Raw genomic sequence first — 24,939 nt, 5'->3', positions numbered from 1 at the left:
TGAAATGTGTCTATCTGTTCAGATCGATCAGGATCTTGAGCTGGGTGCCGGCCGGGTCGAGCAGCCGGTCGAACCCTTCCGCGACCGCATCCTCCAATGCGATCGTGGCGGTCACGATTCTGGCCGCCGGTATCTGGCCGCTGGCGATCAGCCGCGCCACACGCGGCCAGTAATGCGTGGGATAGGCCCACGAGCCCCTTATATCGATGTCCTTGAAGGTGACATCGAACCAGTTGAGCGGGTTCTCATGCGGGTGCAGGCCGGTCTGCACCACGACGCCCTGCTTGCGCACGGCATCGGTGCAGTTCTTCAGCGCGTGCTCGTTGCCGACGCATTCTATGGCGACGTCGCAGCCGACGTTCCCTTCCGTTTCGGCCCGAACCACATCGCCGACATTCTCGGTTTTCGGATTGATGGTGCGGACCTCGCCCAGTTTCTCGCGCGCAAGCTGCAGGCGGGTGTCGTTGAGGTCGGACAGGAAGATCTGTGATGCGCCGGCCGCCCTTGCCGCCATCGCGGTCAGGATGCCGATGGGGCCGGCGCCGGTGACCAGCACGCTGTTGCCGGCGGTGACGCCGCCGCGGTCGCAGGCATAGACCGCCACGGCCGTCGGCTCTATGAGTGCCGCCTCCTCGTCGCTCAGATCGTCAGGGATCGGCTGCACATTGTAGCCGTTGAGCAGCGCCTGACCGGACATGCCGCCCGAATGCCAGGAGAGACCGGCCAGCGCGAGGCTGGTGCTCAGGTGATAAAGCCCGCGATCGGCGAAATAGTCTCCCGCCCGCGGCATGATCAGCGGCTGCACGGAGACGCGGTCGCCCACCTTCACATGTGTCACATCCGCGCCGACGGCCTTGACCACGCCGCCGAACTCATGCCCCAGAACCTGCGGGCCGCTTGCCCCGGTGAACGGATGCGGCTCGGTGGGGATGAAGATCGGCCCATAGGCATATTCATGCAGATCGGTGCCGCAGATGCCGCAGAAGCGGTTTTCGATCAGCACCTGATCCGGGCCGGGATCGGGCGGCGCGGCTACCTCCTCCACCCGCAGATCCTTCGCCGCATAAAAGCGCAACGCACGCATGCATGTCTCCTCCATTTTCTCCCATGGAAGAGTTAGCAAGGGCCGTGCCAGATGCAGGCCAACACCTAAACGATTGTTTTCTCTATATTCTCAACAACCAGAAAATTGCCCGCGCGCACGATGCAACAGGCCGGCTGCAACAGGTGTTGCACCTGTTGCAGGGTCAGTGCAGGCGTTTCAGCCGGCGATGGATGGTGGAGCGGTTGACGCCCAGCCGGCGCGCCAGCTCGGAGACATTGTTGCCGCATTCGCCGAGCTGGCGGCGCAATGCCTCATTGTCTACCTGCCCGCCGCCGGGGAGAGCTTCGGCCTGAAAATGCTCCGGCAGACACTCGGCGGTGATGGCCGCATCCGTCGCCATCGCCGCCGCCACCCGCAAGGTGTTGTCCAGCTCCCGCAGGTTGCCCGGCCAGTCATGGCGCGCCAGAGCCCGCCGGGCGGCGAGGTCGATGGTGATGGTCTCGCCCTCCTCCTCGCCGTGACGGCGCAGGAGATGATCGACGAGCCCGTCGAAATCGCGCCTCTGGCGCAGGGGCGGAATCGTCAGCGTCGCGGCGTTCAGCCGGTAGAGCAGATCCTCCCGGAAGCGCCCTTCGGCAGCCATGGCGGCAAGATCGCGGTGCGATGCCGAAAGCAGCCGGAACCGGACCGGCTTCGGCCTGAGCGCTCCCACCGGCTGCACTTCGTTTTCGGAAAGCACCCGCAAAAGCCGGCTTTGCAGGGCAAGCGGCATGTCGCCGATCTCGTCCAGAAACAGCGTTCCGCCGTTTGCCGCCTCGATCAGGCCCATCTTGCCCTTCTGCATAGCGCCGGTGAAGGCGCCGGGCGCATAGCCGAACAGTTCGGATTCGATGAGCTGCTCGGGGATGGCCGCGCAGTTGACGGCGACGAAGGGACCGGATCGCGCGCTGCTGTCATGAATGGCGCGGGCCAGATATTCCTTGCCGCTGCCGGTTTCGCCCCGGATGAGGATGGGCAGGTTGCGGTCCGCCAGTTTCGCCGCCCGCGCCTGCAACGCCTCCATGGCCGGATCGCCGAAACTCAGATGCCGCAGGGCGGCGGGCAGCCGTGCCGGGATGATCGTCGAGGGAGTGCGGAAGCTGCTGACGGGGGCGATGGCGCTGGCGAACAGCGCCAGCCCGTTGCGCGCCCGCACCATGCGCTCGCCATTCGGCCTGCCCCGCATCAGGGCGGGAAGCTGGTCGATGTCGATGTCGAAGATGTCGGAGACCGGCTTGCCGATGAAATCCCGCGTGGGCACCGTATTCTGGTTCATGGAGCGCGCGACCGCGCCGAAGCCGCCATGGGTCATGCCCGTGATCATGCCGTTGCCGTCGATAGTGATCGCGGCATCGGGATCGACATCGAGAAAATCGGGCAGCCGCGCCAGCCGCAGAACCCAGTCTTCCCGCGCCCGCGTCATCAGGTTCGCAAGCTCGATGCGGCGCGCTGTGGAGGCGACCAGATGCAGCGCGAGCTGCTGGCTGGCCTTCTCGGTCGGAGAGCGCAGCTGCGAAATGTCGAGCACCGCCGACAGGTCCCCGAACGTATCGAAGATCGGCGCGGCCGTGCAGGTCAGGCCGATATGGCAGGCATCGAAATGATCATCCTGATGGATAATGACGGGCTTTTCCGAGACGATGCAGGCGCCGACTGCGCAGGTTCCCGCCCGGTCCTCCGACCATTCGGAACCGAGATACAGCCCCGCCTTGCGCAGCTGGTTGTCGAAGGTGGGATCGCCCATGAACTCGACGGTGACGCCGCGCGCATCGGACAGCAAAAGCACGTAGTTCTGGTCTGCCACCTGCCTGAACAGCCCTTCGAGCCCGGTTCGCCCGATGCGGATCAGCTCTTCCGACTGCTCGCGATGTTCCCGCAACTGGGTGGCGGGCACGATATAGGCTTCCTGCGGGCGCGCGGGATTGAGCTGGTAGTCGTTGAGGCAACGCAGCCATGACTGAATGACAGGGCGATCCCGGTTCGAGGGCCTGCCCATGGCAACGCGCTCGATCTCCCTGATGTGCGACAGCGCCGACACCATGATCTTTCTCCTCCGCCTTCAGGTTGGCACAAGAGGTGTCGACACTCAACAGGGGATGTGTGGCCTGGAAGCGGTGAGCATGTCGGCGCGGCTGCCGGTCAGCCTTCCGGAATCTGGTCCATGGTCGCCAGCGAACCGACGATAAGCGCCCTTGCGCCGAGGTCGTACTGGGCCTTGGTCCAGTCTGCTCTCCTCATTCCGCCCCTGTGCGGGAGAACCTCCTGCCCGTCCTTGATGGGCAGCACCGTATCGGCGACCGAAACGCAGAAATAGGCAACAATGAACAACAGCCAGTTCGCCCGCGTAAAGGGAATGCCGAAGATGCGCGCGACACCTTGCTGGTGCTCTTCCATCTTCTGCATCATCGCCGGCGTTATCAGGTCCTCGCGAAGGATATAGGGCGCGATGCCGGGATGCTGCTCGACCAGCATCCACATGGACTGGCTGAACGACAGCATGAAGCTTTCAAGCCCCTCCCCGCCATCGGGTGCGGGCGGCGGAAGCTCCCAGCGCAGGAACAAATCCTCCGCAATCTGCTGCTTCAGCTCCTCAAGGCCGGAGACATGCTTGTAGAGCGCTTTGGCGCTGACGCCGAGATGCGCGGCAATGCCCAGAATGGTGACATTGGGAAGCGTGATCTCGATGCCGGCATCGCTCAGGCGCTCCCGCGTGATGGTCCTTGGACGACCTCTCGCGGTTACAGGATGGCTCCCGATCATGGCTCTCCTTTCCCCACCTGAGTGCCTGAGCAAAAAGCACGGGCACTTGAGCCGGATATACCAGAAAAACAAATTTTCACAATGATTTCTGTGTGTTGCGTTTTGATGCCGGAAAAGTTGACTGGTTTTGTCAATTAAGTTAATGGGTATGAACTAATTCTCGCGGGGACCCCCATAATGTACTGCCTGACTGCACGACACTCTCTTGGCGCGCGCACCGCGCGGCTGCTTCTGACCACGGCGTTCGCCTCATCCTTTGCCATCGGCATCACCACCGGCCCGGGCATGGCGCAAAGCCGGACTGCAAAACCCGCTGCCGGGGAAAAGACGGAGAAGACGCCGAAAAAGCAGCAGGAGAACGAGGACGGCACCATCAACCTCGACACCGTTCTCATCCACGGCAAGGGCGGCAAGCCGCCGGCCTATGCGGGCGGGCAGGTGGCCACCGGCAGCGGCGTCGGCCTGCTCGGCAACAAGGACGTCATGGACACGCCCTTCAGCACCGTTTCCTACACATCCGACCATGTGAAGAACCGCGAGGCGCAGGACATCGGAGCGGCGATCGGCGCCACCGACCCTTCCGTCTATGTGCCGAGCAAGCGCACCATATTCGAGACCTTCTACATCCGCGGCTTCTCAAGCTCGGCCGATGACGTGCTCTTCAACGGTCTGGCGGGCATGGCGCCCAACATGCGCGGCTCGACCGAATTCGCCGACAGGATCGAGGTCCTGAAAGGCCCCTCCACCTTCCTCTATGGCATGCCGCCGGCCGGCAGCGTCGGCGGCATCGTCTCGCTGGTTCCGAAGCGGGCCGAGGACACGCCGCTGACCCGGCTGACGACCAGCTATTCGTCCGACAGCCTGTGGGGCGTGCATGCCGATATCGGCCGCCGCTTCGGCGAGAACAAGGAATGGGGCATCCGCGTCAACGGCGTGCTGAGGGACGGCCACACGGCTGTCGATGACGAGAAGCACGGCATGAAGATCGGCTCGGTCGGCCTCGACTGGCGCGGCGAGCGTGCCCGCTTCTCGGTCGACTACTACAAGCAGAAGGAAGATATGGACGGGGTCAACTATTTCGGCCTTTCCCTGTCGCCGGCCGTCACCCAAATCCCGTCTGCGCGCAACGGCAAGCATTCGCTGGCCGCTCCATGGGCGTTCAACTCGACGGAGACCGATGCCGTGGTGCTGCGCGGCGAGGTCGATCTCACCGACTCCATCACCGCCTATGCCGCCGTCGGCCGCCGCTCGGGCGGCTACGATGCGCTGATCACCTCTCAGACGCTGCTGAACAATGCCGGCGACATCTCGGTTTCGGCCACCCGCCAGAAGACGGATGGCACGCAATATTCCGGCGAGGCGGGTCTGCGTGGCAATTTTGCGCTGGGCGGCGTTACGCATGAATGGAACCTGTCCGCCAGCGGCTTCAAATCCAGGATCGAGTTTGAAACGAACGCCAAACGGAATTTCTGGAACACCAATTATAACGATCTGGATTTCGGGCCGGCGCCCGACCTGCCGCTTCTGCCGAATGGAGCGATCGAACAGCATCTCTCCAGCTATGCCTTCTCCGACACGATGAAGGCCTTCGACGACCGTTTGCAGGTCACGGTGGGCGCAAGATACCAGAACGTGAAGCGCGAACAGTTTTATCTGCCGAACGGACAGCTTGCTTCCAGCTATGAGTCCAGCCGGCTCACCCCCGGCATCGGCATCGTCTACAAGGCGACCGACAGCATTTCGCTTTACGCCAATTACATCGAGGGTCTGAGCCCGGGCTCCACCGCGCCGCTCAACGCAGCCAATTCCGGCGACATTCTCAAGCCTTACAAGACCACGCAATATGAGGTCGGGGCCAAGTGGGATATGGGCAGCGTCACCACGTCGCTCGCCCTGTTCCAGATCGAGAAGCCCAGCGCCTATATCGATCCGGCCACCCAGATCTACGATGTCTATGGCGAACAGCGCAACCGGGGCGTCGAGCTCAGCGTCTATGGTGAAATAAGGTCTGGCCTGCGCCTTCTGGGCGGCATTGCCTATACCGATGCGAAGGTGACGAAGTCGGACAAGGCGGAGACGCAGGGCAGACACGCCACCGGCGTGCCTTCGGTGATGGCCAAGCTCGGTCTGGAATATGATGTCGGGACGATTGAGGGCCTGACCCTGCTCGGCAATATCAGCTATACCGGCAAGCGCTATGCCAACAACACCAACACCCTGACGGTGCCGGACTTCACAACGCTGGATCTGGGCGCGCGCTACACCACGCGGATCGGCGACAATCCGCTGACCCTTCGCGCCATGGTGCAGAACGTGACCAACGAATCCTACTGGGCCGGCGGTGATCTTTCCGGTGGTTATGGCGCACCCCGCACCTTCCTGTTCTCAGCCACGATGGACTTCTGACCCAAGGAGAAGACCCGATGAAAAGACTGACCCTCGGCCTGTCGGCACTGCTGGCAGCCACATTCCTGGCGACATCCGCCTTCGCGGCCGGCGCGGCCGCGGCCACGGTTGCGGAACCTTCGGCCCGCATCCTGCGCATGGAGGTCGCGCCGGCTCTCTACGAGCTGGTCTATTCGCCCGCGCAGGACGCCGTTTTCGTGGCTTCCGCCGGCGGCTTCGGCGAAGGGGCCGAGGCCGGCCGCATCCTGCGGCTCGATCCACGCAGCCTTGAGAAAAAGGGCGAAATCGTCCTGTCCGGCCGGGCTTTCGGCCTCGCACTCGACGATGCTGCCGGCCGCCTCTATGTCGGCGACACCACCAGCGCCTCGATCACCGTCATCGACACCAGAACGGATGCCGTGGTCGGCACCGTGCAGCTGGCTGAAAAGGTGACCACCGACAAGGGCAAGCCGGAATACCCCCACAATTTCCGCGAACTGGTGCTCGATCCTGAGAACAACCGCCTCTATGCCCCCGGTCTGGCGGCGAAGGACAGCGCGCTCTACGTCGTCGATACGGCGGCCCTCAGGGTGGAAAAGGTGATCCCCGGCTTCGGGGCCGGGGTAGCAGGCGCCGTGCTCGATGCCGCGCGTGACAGGCTCTACGTCTCGAACCTTCAGGGACAGCTCTTCGTTCTGAACACCGCAGGCCCCGAACTGCTCGCCACCGCCGAGGTGGAGGGCGACCAGCTTCTGAACCTTGCTCTCGATGCCGCCGGAGAACGCATCTTCGCGACCGATCAGGGCAATGAATTCATCGACAAGATGCGCGCAGACGTTCTGCCCAATTACAAGCTGAGGGGCGAGGGAAACCGCGTCGTGGTGATGGATGGCGAAGGCAGGACGATCCGCCACCTGCCGACGGGAGCCGGCCCGGTGGCGCCGCTGGTCGGCGGTGAGCGGCTCTATGTCACCAACAGGGATGACGGCACGGTCAGCGTCTTCGACACCAAGAGCTATGAGCTTCTGGAGAAGATCGCCCTGCCGGTCCACCCCAACAGCCTGGCGCTCGACCGCGAACGCAACGCGCTGTTCGTCACGGTCAAGAAGGGCCATGGCGAAAAGGGCGCCGAGAGCGTGGTGCGCATCGGGTTCTGACGAAAGCAGCGTCTTCCGTTCCCAACGATCATGCCGGCGGCTTACCCTGCCGGCATGTTGCATTGCTGACAGGGTTTTACCCCCGGCCCCTGTTTCGCTGCCCTGCGAGATTCCCGCAGGGTGGTGGTCACAGCGGGATCAGCGCAAGCGCTCGCACAACCCTTGGGTGATCAGTGCGCTGCCGCTGTCGCCGCCAAGGTCGCGGCTGATCAGCCCGGCCTCTATCGCCGCGCTCACCGCCTCCCGGATGCGCGATGCGGCCCGCGCCAGACGATCGTCGTCATGGTTTGCAGCCAGCCATTCCAGCATCGAGGCGGCCGACAACACCGTGCCATAGGGATTGGCGATGCCCTTGCCGGCAATGTCGGGAGCGGAGCCGTGGGCAGCCTGGAACAGGCCCTGCCTTTCCCCCACCTCGGCCGAAGGGGCGAGCCCCATGCCGCCGATGGTGGCGGCGGCCAGATCGGACAGGATATCGCCGAACATGTTTTCGGTGACGATCACATTGTAATGACCCGGACGGGTGACGAGATACATCGCCATCGCGTCGATCAGGCCATGCTCGGCCTCGATATCGGGATAATCCGCGGCCACCTCATCGAAAATCGAGCGGAAGAAGGCGTAGCTGCGCAGCACGTTCGCCTTGTCGACGCAGGTGACACGGCGAACGCCGTCGGCTGGCGCGCCATTTGAGGCTCGCGCCAGCTCGAACGCCTTGCGCACGATCCGTTCCACGCCCTTGCGGGTCTGAACCAGCGTGTCGACCGCCATTTCGCCCCGCAGCTGCGCGCCGGCGCCGCGCGCCGCATACAGGCCTTCGCTGTTTTCACGCAGGATGATGTAGTCGATCTCGCCTGCCTTCACATCGGCCAGCGGCGAGCGGATGCCCGGATACAGGCGGATCGGGCGGATATTGGCGTAGAGATCCAGCTCGAAGCGCAGCCGCAGGGTGAAATCCAGACCCGCCTCGGTGCCGTCGGGATGCACGACGCCGGGAATGCCGGCCGCCCCGTGCAGAACCGCATCGGCCTGCGCGCAGGCGCGGAACGTGGCTTGCGGAAAGCTCTCTCCGGTCTGGCGGTAAAGCTCCGCCCCGGCCGGGTGATCGCAAAAGCGCAGCGGGCAATCATTGCCGAAAGCCCCGCGCAGCACCCGCACAGCCGCATCGGCCACTTCCGGGCCGATGCCATCGCCGGGTACGACGGCAATTTCATATGTATCTTTCATGGTCCCGGCCTCAGATGCAGCGTCCGCCATCGACTTCCATGGCGATGCCGGTGATCATCGAGGCTTCCTCCGAGCAGAGGAAAGCGGCGGCATTGCCCATGTCCTCGGGCGTCGAGAAACGGCCGATGGGGATGGAGGCAAGAAACTTGGCGCGGATTTCCGGGGTGTCCGCGCCCATGAAGGTCGACAGAAGCGGCGTGTCGCCGGCCACCGGGTTGATCGCGTTCACGCGGATGCCGAAAGGCGCAAGCTCCACCGCCATGGCGCGGGTGGCGGTGATGACCCAGCCCTTGGAAGCGTTGTACCAGGTCAGGTTCGGCCGGGGCGAAACGCCGCCGGTGGAAGCCACATTGAGGATCGCCCCGGCTTTCTGCGCCTTGAAATGCGGGACCATGGCGCGCGCGCCGTAATAGATCGAGCGCATGTTCACGTTGGCGATACGGTCGAAGGTCGCCTCGTCGATATCGTCGAGGGGTGTCGGCACATGGCCGACGCCGGCATTGTTGACCAGCACGTTCAGCCCGCCGAAGGCGGACAGCGCCAGATCGCGGGCCGCTTCCATGCCCTGCGCCGTCGCCACATCGCCGACGAGCGGCCGGCAATCATCGCCGAGGCTTTGCGCGACCCGCTCGGCATTGGCCTGATCGCGGTCCATCAGCACGACCTTCGCGCCTTCGGCGACGAACTTGCGCACGATCCCTTCGCCGAAGCCCGATCCCCCACCGGTGATCACGGCAATTTTTCCTGTCAGTCGCATCCTCACTCCTGCGGGTCGTCTTCACGCAAAAAACCGACCTTCAGAATGCTGGAAAGCCATGGCCGGTAACAGTCGCATTATCTGAACGCGCAATCAGGTTTCCTTCCTTGAGATGCGCGCCCGCGTGGCTCATGTTGCACCGATAATGCCGTGCTCCGGGGAAAAACATGACTGACTGGAAAAGCCGCGCCGCCGCCCTTTACGATGGCGGCTTCCGTCCGATGTTCATCGACGGGAAATGGGTGCCGGCGGCTTCCGGCGAGGTGATGGATGCCCGCAACCCCGCCAATGGCGAGTTGCTGGCAACGGTGCCGAAAGGGGCCGCCGCCGACATCGACGCCGCCGTCGCGGCCGCGCGGCGCGCCTTCGATGGCCCGTGGTCAAAGTTCACCCCCTTTGAGCGGCAGGCCCTTCTGCTGCGCATCGCGGAGCGTTTCGAGGCGGAATGGGAAACGCTGTGCCTGTCGGACACGCTCGACATGGGCATGCCGATTGCGCGCACGCTCGCCAATTCCCGCCGGGTTCTCGGCATGCTGCGCTTCTATGCCGGACAGGCGGTGGCCATCCACGGCCAGACCATCCCGAACTCGTTCCCCGGCGAAATCCTGTCGCAGACGGTGAAGGAGCCGATCGGCGTGGTCGGCGCCATCATCCCGTGGAATGCGCCGATCGCCGGCTCGGTCTGGAAGATCGCTCCGGCGATCGCCACCGGCTGCACCGTGGTTCTCAAGCCGTCGGAAGAAGCCTCGCTGACGGTGCTGCTGATCGCCCGGCTGATGGCCGAGGCCGGCCTGCCGGACGGCGTGCTGAATGTGGTGACCGGCCATGGCGCCGATGCGGGCGCGGCGCTGGCCGCGCATCCGGGCGTCGACAAGATCGTGTTTACCGGCTCCACCGCCACCGGTCAGGCCATCGCCCGCGCCGCCACCGGCACGCTGAAGCATGTTTCGCTGGAACTGGGCGGCAAATCCCCGGTCATCGTCTGCCGCGATGCCGATATGGACAAGGCCGTGCCCGTAGCCGCCATGGCGGTGTTCGCCAATTCCGGCCAGATCTGCATCGCCGGTTCACGGCTTTTCGTCGCCCGCGAGATCCATGACGAATTCGTCGCCCGCGTCGCCGACTTTGCGGGCAGGCTGCGCATAGGCCATGGCATCGACCCTGACACCGAGATCGGCCCGATCATCTCGGCCCGCCAGAGCCAGCGCATCGAAGGGTTTCTGGGCCTCGGCATCGAGGAAGGCGCGCGCGCCTTCACCGGCGGTGCGCGCCATGAAGCACCGGGGCTGGAGGGCGGCCATTACATCGCCCCGACCGTGTTCGGCGGCGTTACCGATGCGATGACCATCGCGCGCGAGGAAATCTTCGGCCCCGTGATCTCCGCCATGCCGTTCGACACGCTGGACGAGGTGGTGGAGCGCGCCAATGCGACGCCCTACGGTCTCGCCGCCGGCATCTTCACCAACCATCTGGGCACCGCGCACAAGCTGTCGCGGCGCATCCGCGCCGGCTCGGTGTGGGTGAACATGTACCACGCCATCGACCCGGCAGTGCCCTTCGGCGGCATGAAGATGTCCGGCTATGGCCGCGAGGGCGGGCTGGAGCACATGTATGAATATCTCCAGACCAAGGCGATCTGGATCAACACCGACTGAGCCGCGAACGCTGCCAGCGCGCGGACGTCGCTGCCGCCATCAGGGCCGGCAAAGCTCGGTGCGGATCAGCTCGATAAGCTGTTCCGAATAGCTGTGCTGTACATAGCCTTTGGCGGTCAGGATGCCGACCGAGCGGCTGGATTGCGGATCGGCGATCCGCACGACCCGGAATTCGGCCGCCGGCAACATCGGCACCGCGATTTCCGGCACCAGCGCCACGCCGAGCCCGGCCGAGGCGAGCGCGATCGCCGTGTAGGCGTTCTGCACCTCATACTGCATGTTGAGCGTCAGGTTCTGATCGGCGCTGATGCGATCGATGAGGGCGCGGCTGGCGGTCTGCCGGTCCAGCAGGATGAGCGGATAGTTCGCCACTTCCGACAGAAGAAAGCTCTGCGCGCCGTCATCGAAATCGGCGGGCACGCAGGCGACCAGATGATCTTCGAGGATCGGCTCGAACTGGAAATCGCTGAGGCCGGGCACTTCCGGCCCGATATAAAGCTCCACCTCCTGCTCCTGCAGCAGCGTCAGGGCGGCGGTGGGCGGCGTTTCCTTCACGTCGACCAGACTGCGGGGATAGCGCAGCTTGAAGGTCGCCAGAATGCGCCCGAGCCGCGTCGAGGCAAGGGTGGGCGCGCAGGCGATCTTCACATGGCCGCGCCGCTGCGCCGCCACTTCCGACAGCCGCGCCAGCCCCGCCTGCACTTCGGCCATGGCGTTGCTGACCTGCTCGTAGAGCACCCTGCCCTCGGGCGTCAGATTGGCGCGCTGCGGCGTGCGGATGAACAGGCTCATGCCCACCTGCGCCTCCAGATCGCGGATCTGCATGGAGACGGCCGACGGGGAGCGGTTGCTCTCCTCGGCGGCGCGGCGGAAGCTGCCATGTTCGGCGGCCAGCAGAAAGGTCTGCAGCAGCTTCAGATTGACGTTATTCGCGGCCATGGCGGGCTCCCTGTCTTCAGGCCGGGATCACGAAATCCGACCGCCGGCAGCCCGTATGCAGGACCGCTCAGTGAACGGCCGCGAACATGATCTTTTCCTCATCCGCGTCAAGGGCCATCATTTCCTCGACGATCTTGCCGCGCTTGGCCACCAGAATGCGGTCGGACACCGCCATGATCTCCGGCAGATAGGAGGAAATCACCACCACGGCCAGACCCTGATCGGCGAGATCATGGATCAGCTGGTGGATCTCGACGATGGCGCCGACATCGACGCCGCGCGTCGGCTCGTCGAAGATGATCAGCTTCGGCTCCTGGATCAGCGACTTGGCGATCACCACTTTCTGCTGGTTGCCGCCGGACAGCTCGATCATGCGCGCACGGTCGGAAATCTGCTTCAGTTGCAGCCGCTCGCCCCATTCCTTCGCCAGCTCCATCGCCCGGCGCGGCGACACCACCGACAGCGGATTGGACTTCTTCGACAGCTCGCCAAGCAGGATGTTTTGCCCGGCCGTCATGGTTTCGAAGAAACCGTCGAACTTGCGGTCCTCGGTGACGTAGACGATGCCGTCGCGCATGGCCGGGCGCGGAACGCGGTAGCGCACCGGCCGGCCGTTCAGACGCACTTCGCCGCCATGCATGAAGTCGCGCTTGAGGACGCCTGCCACCACCTTGGCCATTTCGGAGCGCCCGGCACCGACGAGGCCGAAAATGCCCGTCACCTGACCGCCGAACACCGAGAAGGAGGAGTTGCGCACCATGGCCCCGCAGGACAGGTTCTCCACGCTCAGCACCTTCTCGCCATACGGCCGGGGTTTGCGCCTGCCGCTGCCGTGGAGGCTGGCCGAGAGATTGCGCCCGACCATGGCGTGAACGATGCTCTCACGCGTGAATTCGCTGGCCGCGCCGGTGGCCGCCAGCAAGCCGTCGCGCAGGATGGTGATGCGGTCGGAAACCTCAAGCGCCTCCTCCAGCGCGTGGGTGATGAAGACGATGGCGACGCCCTTTGCCTTCAGCCGTTCCACCAGCATGAAGAAATGCCGTTTTTCCTCCGGCGTCAGCGTGGCGGTCGGCTCGTCGAAGATGATGACACGGGCATTGTGGTGAACGGCGCGCGCGATTTCGACCATCTGTTTCTGCGCCGCGCCAAGCGTCGAGACCTGCGCGGTCGGATCGACCTGAAACCCCATGCCGACCAGAAACTGGCGCGCCTCGATGTAGAGGCCGCGCAGGCGGTTGAACATCTTTTCGTCGCCCAGATAGATGTTCTGCGCGACCGTCATCGCCGGCACCAGATTGGTTTCCTGGAACACCATCACCACGCCGTTCTTCAGCGCCTCGGCCGGCGAGGAAAAATTCACCTCGCGCCCGTCGAGGGTCATCACCCCCTCGCTCAGCCGGTAGACACCGGCGATCACCTTGGTCAGCGTCGATTTTCCGGCGCCGTTCTCGCCCAGAAGCGCGTGAACCTCGCCACGGCGCAGGGTGAAATCCATCGACCGGAAGGCCGCGATCCCGCCGAAGCTTTTCGTGGCATTCGTGAGTTCGACCACGGTTTCCATCTTCAGGCCTCCCGCGCCGCGCCGGCAAGGCGCAGCACCTTGCCATGACCTTTCGAGGCGACGAACAGATCGTCGCCATGCTCGACCGCCGCAACGCAGCCATGGGCGGAACCGTCGGCGCGCGAATGGAAGCTGCGCAGCGGTTTCATCTGCGCAGAGCAGTGCACCACCAGCCCGTAGGAGCGCGTTTCGGCGAAAGGCTTGGTCACGCCCATGCGGCGCAGCTGGCTGCCCTGCATCGGCTCTGAGAAGGACAGGCCCGAAGCCAGCGCCGGGGCCATCCAGAACGGCTCGGGAACCTCGGCCAGCATCCGCCTGCAATAGGCCGGTTCGCGCAGGATGAATTCGACAAGCTGGTTGCGCACGGAAAAGAAGCTCAGCCAGAAGCCGGCATCCACCGCTGGCGCAATCCGCGCCGGATAGGCGGGCAGATGTTCGAGGGCAGGCTCCATGCGTCCGCTGCTGAGATCGACCGACAGTATGCGGTGACGCCAGCTTTCGGCCAGCCACACCTTTTGCGAGCCGGTGGCGGCGACGCCGCCGGCCCAGCGCAGCCCGCCGAGAATTTTCGTGGCTTCACCGCTGGCAAGGCTGAGCAGCCACAGGCTGCCCGAAGCGCCTTTTTCCATCAGGTCGCGACGCCAGTCGCGGGCGCGGCGCGATGAGGCGCCCTCCGTCACCAGCAGCGTGTCGGCGTCGAGAAAGGCCAGCGAGGTCGGATGGCGCGGCCCTTCGGCCATGTCGTAGGTCCTGCCGTCATGGCTGCCGCCGCGAATGGTCACGCCCTTGCCGTCGAGCCCGATGGCGAGCATGCCCTTGCCGCAGGCAAGCGCCGACACGTCGTTGTCGAACGCGAAAAGCTCTTCGCCCTCCTGCCCGGCCGGACCCAGCCGCAGCACGCGCCCGCCCGAGGAGGCCACGAGCCCCTTGCCGCACAGCACGATGTTGTCGGCGCCAGCCAGCTCGGCGAAAATTCCGGCCTCGTCCAGCGCCGCATTGGGCATCAGCGGCCCGTCGAGCACCGGCACGGTGATCGCGGCTTCGCCCCGGCCAAGACGACGGTCGATGAAACGGCGGATCGCGTTCATGCCGGCTTCCCCCAGTAGCTGTCGACGCCGCACCAGTTCTGATCGGCATCGGGCAGTTTGAGCGCACCCATGCGGTTGTTGAAGATGCCGCACAGATAGAGCGTGCCGCGATGCTCGCGCATCGAGGTGATCATCGGGTGGCGGGTGCCGCCCAGATCCCAGAAGCTTTCGAGGATCTCGCCCTTTTCGTTGAACTTCAGCACGCAGCCGGTGTTCAGGTTCGGCATCAGCCAGGCGTCCTGCGAGACCCGGCGCGCCATGCGGCGGCGGAAGCCCGGCATTTCCAGCGACAGGTCGAGCGCCGGCGTGCGCGAGCCCATCAGCGCCAGCCAGTAGGTGCCGTCCGAAGCGCGGTTGATGTTGTCGGGATAGCCCGGCAGACCCTCGATCACACGCTCCAGCCGGCCCTTCTTCGGCCCGGCATAGTAATAGCGGTTGATGCGGCAGGCCCAGCTTTCGGCAAACAGCACCGACTCGCCGTCATAGGAGGTGCACACCCCGTTGGGGAAAATCAGATCGCTCAGAATGGTGCGGGTGGTGCCGGTGTTCGGATCGTAGACGATGAGGCGGCCATTGCCCCGGCTTTCCAGCGCATCGGCGTACCAGTCATGCATCTCGAAGCGCACGGTGGCTTCGGAGAAGATGATGCGGCCATCGGGGAGGATGTCGCAGTCGTCGGCCAGCTTCATCACCGAGTCATCGGCAATGGAGGTCCAGCTGCGGTTGGTCTCGGCCGTCAGCAGCCTGACCTCGCCCTCGGGCGAGACCTGATAGAGCCCCATGCCGCCCACGCACACGACGAGATTGCCCGTCGCGTCGAAGGCCATGCCCTGCGGCGCGCCGCCGGTATGGGCGAAGATTTCATAGCGTGTGTAGTCGGGCCCGAACCAGCGCATGATGTCGCCATGTCGCGAGCCGGTGTAGAGATTGCCGTCGCGGTCGAAGATCGCATCCTCCGCACCATCCATGATGCCAAGGCCGATCGGCTCGGAAGCGCGCAGCCGGTCGTTGGGCACCAGCGGGCCGACCGTGGTCGAGATCGCCGGCGGCAGCTTGTTGAAGGTCGGCGAGATATAGACCGCGCGCAGAAGCTTGTGGCGGTTCTTGACCCAGCGCACGTCGAGGAACACCGCGCTCACCAGCACCAGTCCGAGGATCAGCGCGTTCACCGGTCCCGGAATGGCCAGCGCCAGCAGCGAGGTCGACAGGATCAGCACGAACAGCGCGCCCATCAGCGCCTTGGACACCGAGCCGCGGCCGCCGCCGAGCGAGATGCCGCCAAGCACCGTGGCGGTCAGCGCCTGAAGCTCCATTCCCGCGCCGATGTCGGAGGCGGCGGAGCCGATGCGCGCCGAGAAATGGTAGGCCCCCAGCGCCACCAGCACCGAGCACAGCACATAGGCGGAAAACACCGTCCACCGCACATTGATGCCGGCATTATGCGCGGAGCGGCGCGCCCCGCCCACCGCCAGAAGACGCCAGCCATACCGGCCGCGCGACAGCACGATGTGCAGCACCAGCGCCACGGCGACCATCACCCAGAACGAGATCGGCAGGCCGAGCAGATGCCCCATGCCAAGCGCGTCATAGGCGGGCGACTGCGGATAGTTCATCACGATGTCGGTCGAGATCTGCGGAAAGACGATATCGAACACCGACCGGAAGATGATCAGCGTCACCAGCGTGGTGAGAAACGCCCGCATTCTCAGGATGCCGACCATGAAGCCGTTGATCGCGCCGCAGACCGCGCCGACGGCAAGCGTGGCAGCCAGCCCGCCGCCGAGGCTGAGCCCCTGCACGTTCATCATGTAGAGCGCGGTGGTGACGCACAGCGCGAAGGTGGAACCGACCGACAGGTCGATGCCGCCCGAAATCATCACGACGGTCAGGCCAAGGACGATGAGCCCCAGCTCGGCCATCTCGCCCGAGAGCAGGGAAATCGTGCCGAACTGAAAGAAGCGCGGCACGATCGGACCGAAGATCGCAATCACCAGCACCAGAGCGGCGAAGGGGATTGCGCTGTCCACCCATTTCTTGGTGAGAATCTCGCCCAGAACGTGATCGGGAAACACCCGGTAACGCAACCGGACAAGGCTTTCGCTGAGGCTCATTCTGCCCTCGTCCTTACTTCAGCTGATCGATGGTCCAGCAGTTGCGGCCGCTGGCGTTCGACTTGTCGACACGGGTGATCGGACCGAAGAAGACGGTCTTTTCCGAGCCGGCGACACGATCCGGGTTCTGCAGGAACTCGGAGATCTGCTGCGCCGCGATCTCGGCCTGGATCGGTGCGTTGAAGTTGTAGACGACGTCGAGCAGGCCCTTTTCGATGCTCTCGCAAGCGGTGTGCGCGCCCGCGCCATTGGTGACGATGGTCACCTGATCCTGCTTGCCGGCCGCCAGCACGGCAGCGCCGGCGCCCACCTCGGCATTGTCCCAGATGCCCATGATGCCGCACAGGTCCGGATGCTGCTGCAACACGGTTTCGGTGATCTGGCGGGCCTTTTCGCTGTCGTAATCGGCAGGCTGGTCGGACACCAGTTCAAGGCCCGGATTCTCGGCCAGGATCTGGTTCAGGCCCTCGCGCATATAGATGTTGGCTGCGCCGGTCTGGACGCCGGCCAGCCAGACGATCTTGCCCGAAGGCGCACCGGGCGCGAGGCAGGTGCGGGCCAGCTCGCCGGCTTCCAGACGCCCCATCTCGATCCAGTCATTGCCGACATAGCTGTCGGTCTGGGTGATCGACTGCATGTTGATCTGCAGGATCTTAATGCCGGCATCCTGCGCCTGCTTCAGCGCCCGCGCATAGGTCTGCACGTCGGGGTTCTGCACGATCAGCACGTCCGGCTTCTCCGCGACCGCGCCCTGCAGCGCGCGGATGCCGGCGGCGGTGTCCATGTTCGGATCGCGCACTTCAAAGCTGAAGCCGTAGCGGGCGGCGTGACGCTGCCAGACCGCGGTCCAGGCCTGGTTGAGGTCCATGCCCTGCGACAGCGGCACGAAGATCACCTTCTTGCCTGCCATGGCCTCCAGATAGGCGGCGCGGCCGACCTGCTCGATTTCGGCGGCCTTGGCGGGAATTCCCATAAACAGCGCAGCGGCGGCCAGACCGGCAAGCGCGGTTTTCTTCAGAACAGACATGCTTTTTCTCCTCACTGATTTTGTCTTGAAAGGCCCGTGCGGTCAGATTGCGGTCAGATGTCGCCGCTCTGCGACGTCTGCTCATCACGGGGATTGATCACCGCATCCAGTGCCAGCGCCGCCAGCAGGATCACGCTCTTGATCAGGTTCTGGCTGGTGTAGCTGAAATTCATGATCGTCATGCCGTTGATCAGAATGCCGACCAGAACCGTGCCGACCAGAACGTTGCGCACGCCGCCCTGACCGCCCGAGAGGCTGATGCCGCCCAGCACCACCACCAGCAGCACATCGTAGATCAGGGTTGAATTGTAGAGCCGCGTGTTGATGCCCGAGACGAGGCCGGTCATCAGAATGCCGGCGGCATAGGCGATGAGCGCCGCCACCACATACTGGCTGATCTGCACGGGGCGCGTCGGCAGGCCCATGGTGCGCGCGGCGTGGGGATTGTCGCCGGTGGCGTAGATGAAGCGGCCGAAGCGGGTGAGGCTGAGGAACAGCGCAATCAGCGCCGCGATGCCGGCAAGGATCAGGATGGAATAGGGAATGCCGAGAAAGGTGCCCGAGCCGATGGCCATCAGCCAGCCGATCCCGCCCGGCGCATAAAGCACGTCCGAACTGAAGGCGACGCGGCCGCCGCCATAGACGATGGACGCCATGGCAAGGGTGGCGAAGATCGGCGGCACTTCGGCGATGGCGATCAGGATGCCGGTGATCAGCCCGCAGCAGGCGACCAGCACGGCGCCGATCAGCACCGCCTGGCCAAAGCCGAAACCCTGACTTGTCAGCCAGATGGCGAACGCAACGCCCACCACCATCACGGCAACCATGGTCAGGTCGATGCCGCGCCCGACCACCACGAAGCCCATGCCGACAGCCAGCGTGCCGAGAATGGCGACATTCTTCAGCAGGGTCAGAAGATTGCCCTGGGTGAGGAAATTGTTGAGGAACAGCGCAAAGGCGACGAACAAAGTCAGCGCGATCAGCGAGACCACGCCTTCCTGAGTCAGCCTGAAGCGATGCAGAGCCACGGCCTGAGCCGGTTCTTTTGCGGACATGTCTATCCTCCCCTTAGGCAACGCAGATCCTCGCCCAGGCAGCGAAGAATGCGACCACAGGAGAACAGGCGCTGCCTCCTCCCCAAGGCCTGCCCAGTTTCCAGATTGTTTTCTGCACAGGCAATTTCATTTTCCTGACCCCGCGTTCTGAAAACCCCGCCAGTGGCGGAAACGCATGCAAGACGGCTAAGATCTTCCTGTGTCAGTCGCATAGCCCCAATTGCGCAGCACGCAATCCCTCCGCTATAAAATTGCGCAACACGCATGAATTGACGGTGCCCGCCATGCCAACGAAAGCCGGTTCAGCACGCCGCAGCGCGCCGCCCGACATGAATTTGCTGGTGACGCTGGATGCCCTGCTTTCCGAGGGCAGCGTCACCGGCGCGGCGCAGCGGCTCAACCTCTCATCGCCCGCGATGAGCCGCCAGCTTGCCCGCATCCGCCATTTGCTGGGCGATCCGGTTCTGGTGCGGGCCGGCCGCGGGCTGGTGCCGACGCCGCGCGCGCAAGCCCTGCGCGAACGGCTGCGCATGCTGGTCGCCGAGGCCGAGGCGCTGGTGCGCGGTGAGGACGAGCTCGATCTCGCGCGGCTGGAGCGCAGTTTCGTCATCCGCACCAGCGACAGTTTCGTGCTGAGTTTCGGCGCCGGGCTCGCCGCCCGCGTTGCCCGCGAAGCGCCCTGCGTACGGTTGCGCTTCGCTCCTCAGGACAAGGAGGATATAGAAGCCCTGCGTGAAGGGCGCGTCGATGTCGACATTGGCGTGATCGGCGCGGCGGGGCCGGAAATCCGCCTTCAGGCGCTGTTTCACGACCGTTTCGTCGGCGTGGTGCGCTCCGGCCATCCCTTGACCGACACGGTGACGCCGGAGCTTTTCGCTGGCTTTCCCCATATCTCCGTCTCCCGGCGCGGACGCTTTTCAGGGCCTATCGATACGGCGCTTGAAGCGCTCGGCCTCAGCCGCCGCGTGACCATCGCCGTCGCGAACTTCGCCGATGCGCTGGCCATCGCGCGCACCTCCGACCATGTGGCGGCGGTGCCTGCACGGCTGACCACGCCGGCCCGGATCGGCCTTCATACGTTCGATCTGCCGGTAAAAACCGATGCGCTGGCGATTTCGCTCGCCTGGCATCCGCGCCTCGACGCCGATCCCGCCCACCGCTGGCTGCGCGGCATCGTGCGCGAGGTGTGTGCCGACGGACGACGACAGCCATAGCCGGCATGCGGCTGCGAAGCCTTCAGGCAACCAACGGACCTTCGCGAATGCTGCATTTGAGCAAAATTCCGGCTGTTTGCGGCGTGCTTCAGAAAATCGCCCGCCACAGAAGGACTGCGGCGGACAGCGTGGACACGGCCAGCACCAGCCGCTTCACCTGCCCCTTGTCGACCAGCCGCCGGGTCCAGCCCGAAAACAGGAAACCCAGCATGGCAGGCGGCGTCAGCAGCAGGGCGATGCCCGCATCATGCCATGAGAAGCGTCCGGCCAGCGCAAGTGCTGCAATCGAGATCAGCCCGCCCACGACGAAGAAGGCGTTGAGCGTGGCGCGCATCCGCGCGCCTTCGGCATTCTGGTAGACCAGCGCCATCGGCGCCGAACCAATCGAGGTCAGCGTGCCCATGAAACCGGACACGGTGCCCGCGGTGAAAAGATTGCGCGGGGTGGGATAGATGTTCAGCCCGCTCAGGCTCAGCACCACTGCGGCCAGCACCGCCAGCCCGAACAGCGCCGAAAACACCTGCGGCGACATCAGGCCGATGCAGAAAGCGGCCAGCGACGCCGCCACAACCCGGCCGCTCAGCGAATAGCCGAGGTCGCGCCGGTTGACGTCATCGAACTCGCGCCATGCGCCGCCGATGCTGACGATGGTGGCAAGCATCAGCATGGGGCCGGGAACGAGAGCGGGGTCGATCAGGGCCAGAAGCGGTGCGGCCAGCATGTTGAAGCCGAAGCCGGTCGAGCCCTGAATGGCGCCGGCTGCAAGCAAGGCGATTGCCGCCGCCAGACCCGGCCAACTGAGAACCATGTCGATCATGCAAAAACCCGTTTGCGGCAGGCGACGAAACGGCCGTCCTGCCTCTGTTCAAAGCGTCGATGCGCGGTTGCGGCAGCGCCTGCCGGCAAGCCTGAGCCGATCCGCAGCGCAGTCTGCCTGAAGCACTACCCCGTTGATCAAGGGCCGGCGGATCAAGGGCCGGCGGATCAGGGGCCGGCAGTCAGGGGATAATGACAGGCGCAGGCCCGGTCATCGCCGCCATGGGTTTTCAGCATCGGTTCCACCTCGCTGCAATTTTGATGCGCGAAGCCGCAGCGCGGATGAAACACGCAGCCCGACGGCACATCCATCGCATTGGGGAAATTGCCGCGCAGGCCGAGATCGGGCACGCCGCCATCATCCTGCGGGCTGAACACCGCATCGCGCAGAACGGTCGTGTAGGGGTGGTGAGGGCGCGCGAAGATGGCCCGCGTCGGCCCGGTTTCCACCACCCGGCCCAGATACATCACCATCATGCGGTCTGCCATGTGCTCGATGACCGACAGGTTATGCGAAATGAACAGCATGGCGACATCGTGCTCGGCGCGCAGGTCGAGCAGCAGGTTGAGGATCTGCGCCTGCACCGAGACGTCGAGGGCCGATGTCGGCTCATCGCAGATCACCAGCCTCGGCCCGGCGACAAGAGCGCGCGCGATGGCGACGCGCTGGCGCTGGCCGCCGGAAAGCTCGCCCGGGCGCGCTGCCAGAGCGCGGCGCGGCAGGCCGACCTGATCGGCCATGGTGGCGGTGCGCCTGCGCCGCTCTGAGCGGCTGCCGATGCCATGCACATGCAGAGGCAGGGCGATCAGCTCCTCCACAGACATGGACGGATTGAGCGAGCCATAGGGATCCTGGAACACCGGCTGCACCGCCAGCGCGCGCTCGCGGCGCGGATAGTCGCCGACCGGCCGCCCTTCGAGCAGAACCGTGCCGGAGGTCGGCGCCTCAAGGCCCAGAAGAATGCGGGCCAGGGTGCTCTTGCCACAGCCGGATTCGCCGACGATGCCGAGGATTTCGCCCCGCTTTATGCTGAGCGATACGTTGTTGAGCGCGCGCAGCGGAGCCGGCCTGCCGAGCAGCCCCTGCCGGATCGTGTAGACATGGGTCAGGTCGCGGGCTTCGAGAAGCATGGTCATGCGCGCTTCTCCACGCCTGCCGCCCGGCTTTCCACCCATCCGGGAAGCAGATGACAGGCAAAGCTCTGGCCCGCCGGCGCCTGCCGGACCGGAGGCGGCGTTTCGGCGCACACATCCATGCGCTGCAAACAGCGCGACAGGAAGGGGCAGCGCGCATCCTCCTGATGGAAGGCGGGCACATTGCCGGCAATGCTGGCCAGACGCGTCTGGCCCGGCTCCCCGCCGCCCGGTTTCGGCACCGAGGCGATGAGCCCGCGCGTATAGGGATGGGCCGGATGGCGCAGCACCGCTTCGCGAGTGCCTTCCTCCACCACGCGCCCGGCATACATGACGGCAACCCGGTCGGCGATGCGGGCAACGACGCCAAGGTCATGAGTGATGAAGATCATGCCCATGTTGCGGGCGGCCTGCGCCTCTTTCAGAATGTGCAGGATCTGGGCCTGCGTGGTCACGTCGAGCGCCGTGGTCGGCTCGTCGCAGATCATCAGCTCGGGCTCGCAGATCAACGCCATGGCGATCAGCACGCGCTGGCGCAGCCCTCCCGAAAGCTGGTGCGGATATTGCCGCATGCGCAGCGCCGCATTGGTCAGCCCAACGCTTTCCAGCACGTCGATGGCGCGCGCCCGCGCCGCGGCTCCGCTGGCGCGGGTGTGCCGCCGGTAGACGGAGCAGAGCTGGTCGCCGATGGTGAAGACCGGATTGAGCGCCGTCATCGGCTCCTGAAAGATCATCGACATGCGCCGTCCGCGCAGCGCCGACATGGCGCCGTCCGACAGGCCGCCGAGATCGGTCAGCCCAAGCCGCAGACGCGCCGCGCGCCGTTCGGCCCTGCGCGGCAGGAGCCCCATCAGGGCGAGCGCCGTCATCGATTTGCCGCACCCGGATTCGCCGACGAGGCACAGCGTTTCGCCCGCCGCCACCGAAAGGTCGACGCCGCGCACCGCCCGCAGCTTGCGGCCCTGATCGGGCAGGGTGACGTGAAGGTCGTGCACATCGAGCAGCATCAGCCGCGCCCTCCCGCCGTCAGGTCACGCATGGCATCGCCCATCAGATTGATGGCCAGCGCCAGAATGAACAGGCATGCGCCGGGCAGCACGATCAGCCACGGGCTGAAGAACATCGCCGTCTTGGCTTCCGACAGCATCAGCCCCCATGAGGGCAGCGGCGCCTGAACACCGAGGCCGAGGAAGGACAGCGCCGCCTCCAGCAGCACGGCATGCGCCATTTCCACCGTCGCCACCACCATCAGCGGGGCGCGGATATTGGGCAGGATTTCGCGAAACAATATATGGCCGACGGAACAGCCCAGAACGCGGGCGGAGGTGACATAGTCACGCGTGCACACCTGCTGGGTGGCCACGCGCGTCACCACCGCGAACTGGTCCCACAAAAGCAGCCCCAGCACCACGATGACGACCGTGAGCGAAGGCCCGACGATGGCGACCACCGCCAGCGCGATCAGAATGATCGGCATCGACAGGCGCGTGGTGATGACGGTGGAGATCGCGGTGTCGATCCAGCCGCCATAATAGCCGGCCAGAAGCCCGAGCGTGATGCCGATGAGCGCCGACATCAGCGTCGCGCCAATGCCGATGGCCATCGAAATGCGCGCCCCATAGATCAGGCGGCTGAGATAATCGCGGCCAAGCTGATCGGTGCCGAGCAAATGCTCCGCTACCGTCTTGTCATGCCAGAAGGGCGGCTTCAGCCGCAGCGCGATGCCCTGCATGAAGGGATCATGCGGCGCAAGCAGCGGCGCGAAGACCGCGATCAGCAGGATGGCGAGCAGGATGATGCCGGAAAAAACGAAGGTGCGATGACGCCGCGCCTTCGCCCAGAAACCCGGCCGGCGGACAAGCTCTTCTTCCGGCAGGGCCGGTGCCGCGGACAGCGCCGTCATTTGCGCGCTCCCCGCAGTCTGGGATCCATGATGCCGTTGAGCAGATCGGCGGCCAGCGTCAGCACGATGTAGATCATCGAGATCAGCAGAACGATCGCCTGGATCACCGGCATGTCGGAGCGCGACATGGACTGCCACGCCAGATAGCCGACGCCGTTGAGGGCGAAGATCGATTCCACCACGATCGAGCCGCCGAGCATGAAGCCGAGCTGAACCGCCGCCAGCGAGATGACCGGCAAAACGGCATTCTTCAGCGCATATTTGAAAGTCAGCGCGAAGGGCCGGATGCCCATGGCACGGGCGGTGCGGATATAGTCGGAAGCCAGAACCTCGATCATGCCGGCCCGGATCAGCCGCATCAGCGGTGGCATGGCGAAGGTGCCGAGGGTGATCGCCGGCAGCACGAAATGCGCCAGCGTGTCGGAGCCGGAAATGGGCAGCCAGCGCAGCTGCACGCCGAACACGACGATGAGCAGCAGGCCGGCCCAGAAATTGGGAATGGCCTGGCCGGTCACGGCCAGAACCTGCGACAGCCGGTCGACCAGCGTGTTCGGCCACAGCGCCGCCGCGCAGCCGAGCGGCAGCGCGATGGCCAGCGCCAGCGCCATCGACAGGAAGGCCAGCAGCGCCGTCACCGGCAGCCGCTCAAGGATCATCTCCAGCACCGGCCGCTTGGCGAGATAGGAGGTGCCGAAATCGCCCTGCAAAAGATTGCCGATATACTCGGCATAGCGAACCGGCAAAGGCCGGTCGAGGCCGTAGGTCTGGCGCACCACCGCAAGGTCGGCATCGGTCGCCTGCGCGCCGGCAATGCCGACCGCCGGGTCCGAAGCCACGTTGCTCAGCACGAAGCAGATGACCGATACGATCACCATCACCACCGCCGCCATGGTGGCCCGCCTCATCAGATAGGTCAGCATCCCGCTTGCCGTCTCCTCTTGCCTGGGGCCGCAATCACGCCGCCTGGACTTTCTGATTTCACTCGAAACGCAGAAACGTTCAGGCCTTATGCTTCGACGCAATCACCGCGCGTCGGCCCGATGCTCTGGCAGGGTCAGAGGCGTTG

General features: G+C 65.0%; 20 protein-coding genes. 4 read left to right on the top strand and 16 right to left on the bottom strand.

Translation table 11 applies throughout. The features are described 5' to 3' along the window. Positions 1–10: 10 nt before the first annotated feature. From HNR59_RS16525 to HNR59_RS16515, 3 genes are all read right to left on the bottom strand, one after another. A complete protein-coding gene (locus HNR59_RS16525; RefSeq protein ID WP_183832136.1) occupies positions 11–1,084 on the bottom strand; it encodes a 2,3-butanediol dehydrogenase in 1,074 nt (357 codons plus the stop codon). Between the two features lie 163 nt (positions 1,085–1,247). After that, positions 1,248–3,125, bottom strand: a complete 1,878-nt coding sequence (locus HNR59_RS16520; RefSeq protein WP_183832135.1) for a sigma-54-dependent Fis family transcriptional regulator — start codon at positions 3,123–3,125, stop codon at positions 1,248–1,250. Positions 3,126–3,223: 98 nt separating this feature from the next. After that, complete coding sequence (locus HNR59_RS16515; protein WP_183832134.1) at positions 3,224–3,844, bottom strand: TetR/AcrR family transcriptional regulator; 621 nt, start codon at positions 3,842–3,844, stop codon at positions 3,224–3,226. 177 nt (positions 3,845–4,021) lie between these two features. Between HNR59_RS16515 and HNR59_RS16510 the strand changes: the two genes are divergently transcribed. Both HNR59_RS16510 and HNR59_RS16505 read left to right on the top strand, forming a co-directional pair. After that, complete coding sequence (locus HNR59_RS16510; RefSeq protein ID WP_210307389.1) at positions 4,022–6,250, top strand: TonB-dependent receptor; 2,229 nt, start codon at positions 4,022–4,024, stop codon at positions 6,248–6,250. 17 nt (positions 6,251–6,267) lie between these two features. After that, positions 6,268–7,386: a YncE family protein gene (locus tag HNR59_RS16505; protein WP_183832133.1), complete on the top strand. Its 1,119-nt coding sequence runs from the start codon at positions 6,268–6,270 to the stop codon at positions 7,384–7,386. Positions 7,387–7,524: 138 nt separating this feature from the next. Here HNR59_RS16505 and HNR59_RS16500 read toward each other — a convergent pair whose 3' ends face one another. Both HNR59_RS16500 and HNR59_RS16495 read right to left on the bottom strand, forming a co-directional pair. Next, on the bottom strand, positions 7,525–8,613 hold the full coding sequence (locus HNR59_RS16500) for an isocitrate/isopropylmalate dehydrogenase family protein (protein WP_183832132.1): 1,089 nt from the start codon (positions 8,611–8,613) through the stop codon (positions 7,525–7,527). Between the two features lie 10 nt (positions 8,614–8,623). After that, positions 8,624–9,370 carry a glucose 1-dehydrogenase gene (locus tag HNR59_RS16495; protein WP_183832131.1) on the bottom strand — a complete coding sequence of 249 codons (747 nt, stop codon included), beginning with the start codon at positions 9,368–9,370 and terminating at the stop codon, positions 8,624–8,626. A 167-nt stretch (positions 9,371–9,537) separates the two neighbouring features. On the opposite strand from HNR59_RS16495, the gene HNR59_RS16490 reads away from it, so the two are divergent. Next, on the top strand, positions 9,538–11,025 hold the full coding sequence (locus HNR59_RS16490) for an aldehyde dehydrogenase family protein (RefSeq protein WP_183832130.1): 1,488 nt from the start codon (positions 9,538–9,540) through the stop codon (positions 11,023–11,025). Between the two features lie 39 nt (positions 11,026–11,064). Here HNR59_RS16490 and HNR59_RS16485 read toward each other — a convergent pair whose 3' ends face one another. From HNR59_RS16485 to HNR59_RS16460, 6 genes are all read right to left on the bottom strand, one after another. Next, positions 11,065–11,964 carry a LysR family transcriptional regulator gene (locus HNR59_RS16485; RefSeq protein ID WP_183832129.1) on the bottom strand — a complete coding sequence of 300 codons (900 nt, stop codon included), beginning with the start codon at positions 11,962–11,964 and terminating at the stop codon, positions 11,065–11,067. A gap of 67 nt (positions 11,965–12,031) precedes the next feature. Further along, on the bottom strand, positions 12,032–13,525 hold the full coding sequence (locus tag HNR59_RS16480) for a sugar ABC transporter ATP-binding protein (protein WP_183832128.1): 1,494 nt from the start codon (positions 13,523–13,525) through the stop codon (positions 12,032–12,034). A gap of 2 nt (positions 13,526–13,527) precedes the next feature. Continuing rightward, the gene (locus tag HNR59_RS16475; RefSeq protein ID WP_183832127.1) at positions 13,528–14,613 is read right to left on the bottom strand and encodes a hypothetical protein; all 1,086 of its coding nucleotides are present in this window, start codon (positions 14,611–14,613) and stop codon (positions 13,528–13,530) included. After that, positions 14,610–16,724: an ABC transporter permease gene (locus tag HNR59_RS16470; protein ID WP_183832126.1), complete on the bottom strand. Its 2,115-nt coding sequence runs from the start codon at positions 16,722–16,724 to the stop codon at positions 14,610–14,612. The genes HNR59_RS16475 and HNR59_RS16470 overlap by 4 nt, the downstream gene beginning before the upstream one ends. A 13-nt stretch (positions 16,725–16,737) precedes the next feature. Continuing rightward, entirely contained in the window at positions 16,738–17,751 is a 1,014-nt protein-coding gene (locus tag HNR59_RS16465) for a sugar ABC transporter substrate-binding protein (protein ID WP_183832125.1), read from the bottom strand. A gap of 53 nt (positions 17,752–17,804) precedes the next feature. Next, the gene (locus HNR59_RS16460; protein WP_183832124.1) at positions 17,805–18,806 is read right to left on the bottom strand and encodes an ABC transporter permease; all 1,002 of its coding nucleotides are present in this window, start codon (positions 18,804–18,806) and stop codon (positions 17,805–17,807) included. Between the two features lie 284 nt (positions 18,807–19,090). Here HNR59_RS16460 and HNR59_RS16455 point away from each other — a divergent pair, with 284 nt between their 5' ends. Continuing rightward, positions 19,091–20,020, top strand: coding sequence for a LysR family transcriptional regulator (locus HNR59_RS16455; protein WP_183832123.1), 930 nt, complete (start codon positions 19,091–19,093; stop codon positions 20,018–20,020). An 88-nt stretch (positions 20,021–20,108) separates the two neighbouring features. On the opposite strand, the gene HNR59_RS16450 is transcribed toward HNR59_RS16455, so the two are convergent. The 5 genes from HNR59_RS16450 to HNR59_RS16430 form a co-directional block, all read right to left on the bottom strand. Beyond that, positions 20,109–20,837: a sulfite exporter TauE/SafE family protein gene (locus HNR59_RS16450; RefSeq protein ID WP_183832122.1), complete on the bottom strand. Its 729-nt coding sequence runs from the start codon at positions 20,835–20,837 to the stop codon at positions 20,109–20,111. A gap of 167 nt (positions 20,838–21,004) precedes the next feature. Then, a complete protein-coding gene (locus HNR59_RS16445; RefSeq protein ID WP_183832121.1) occupies positions 21,005–21,973 on the bottom strand; it encodes an ABC transporter ATP-binding protein in 969 nt (322 codons plus the stop codon). Beyond that, positions 21,970–22,977 carry an ABC transporter ATP-binding protein gene (locus tag HNR59_RS16440; RefSeq protein WP_183832120.1) on the bottom strand — a complete coding sequence of 336 codons (1,008 nt, stop codon included), beginning with the start codon at positions 22,975–22,977 and terminating at the stop codon, positions 21,970–21,972. Before HNR59_RS16440 ends, HNR59_RS16445 begins: the two co-directional genes overlap by 4 nt. Then, the gene (locus HNR59_RS16435) at positions 22,977–23,873 is read right to left on the bottom strand and encodes an ABC transporter permease (RefSeq protein ID WP_183832119.1); all 897 of its coding nucleotides are present in this window, start codon (positions 23,871–23,873) and stop codon (positions 22,977–22,979) included. Before HNR59_RS16435 ends, HNR59_RS16440 begins: the two co-directional genes overlap by 1 nt. Beyond that, a complete protein-coding gene (locus tag HNR59_RS16430; RefSeq protein WP_183832118.1) occupies positions 23,870–24,793 on the bottom strand; it encodes an ABC transporter permease in 924 nt (307 codons plus the stop codon). Before HNR59_RS16430 ends, HNR59_RS16435 begins: the two co-directional genes overlap by 4 nt. Positions 24,794–24,939: the final 146 nt, after the last annotated feature.

The organism is Aquamicrobium lusatiense, assembly GCF_014201615.1.
Classification (GTDB): domain Bacteria; phylum Pseudomonadota; class Alphaproteobacteria; order Rhizobiales; family Rhizobiaceae; genus Mesorhizobium; species Mesorhizobium lusatiense.
This window is presented reverse-complemented; position numbering and strand designations above follow the sequence as displayed.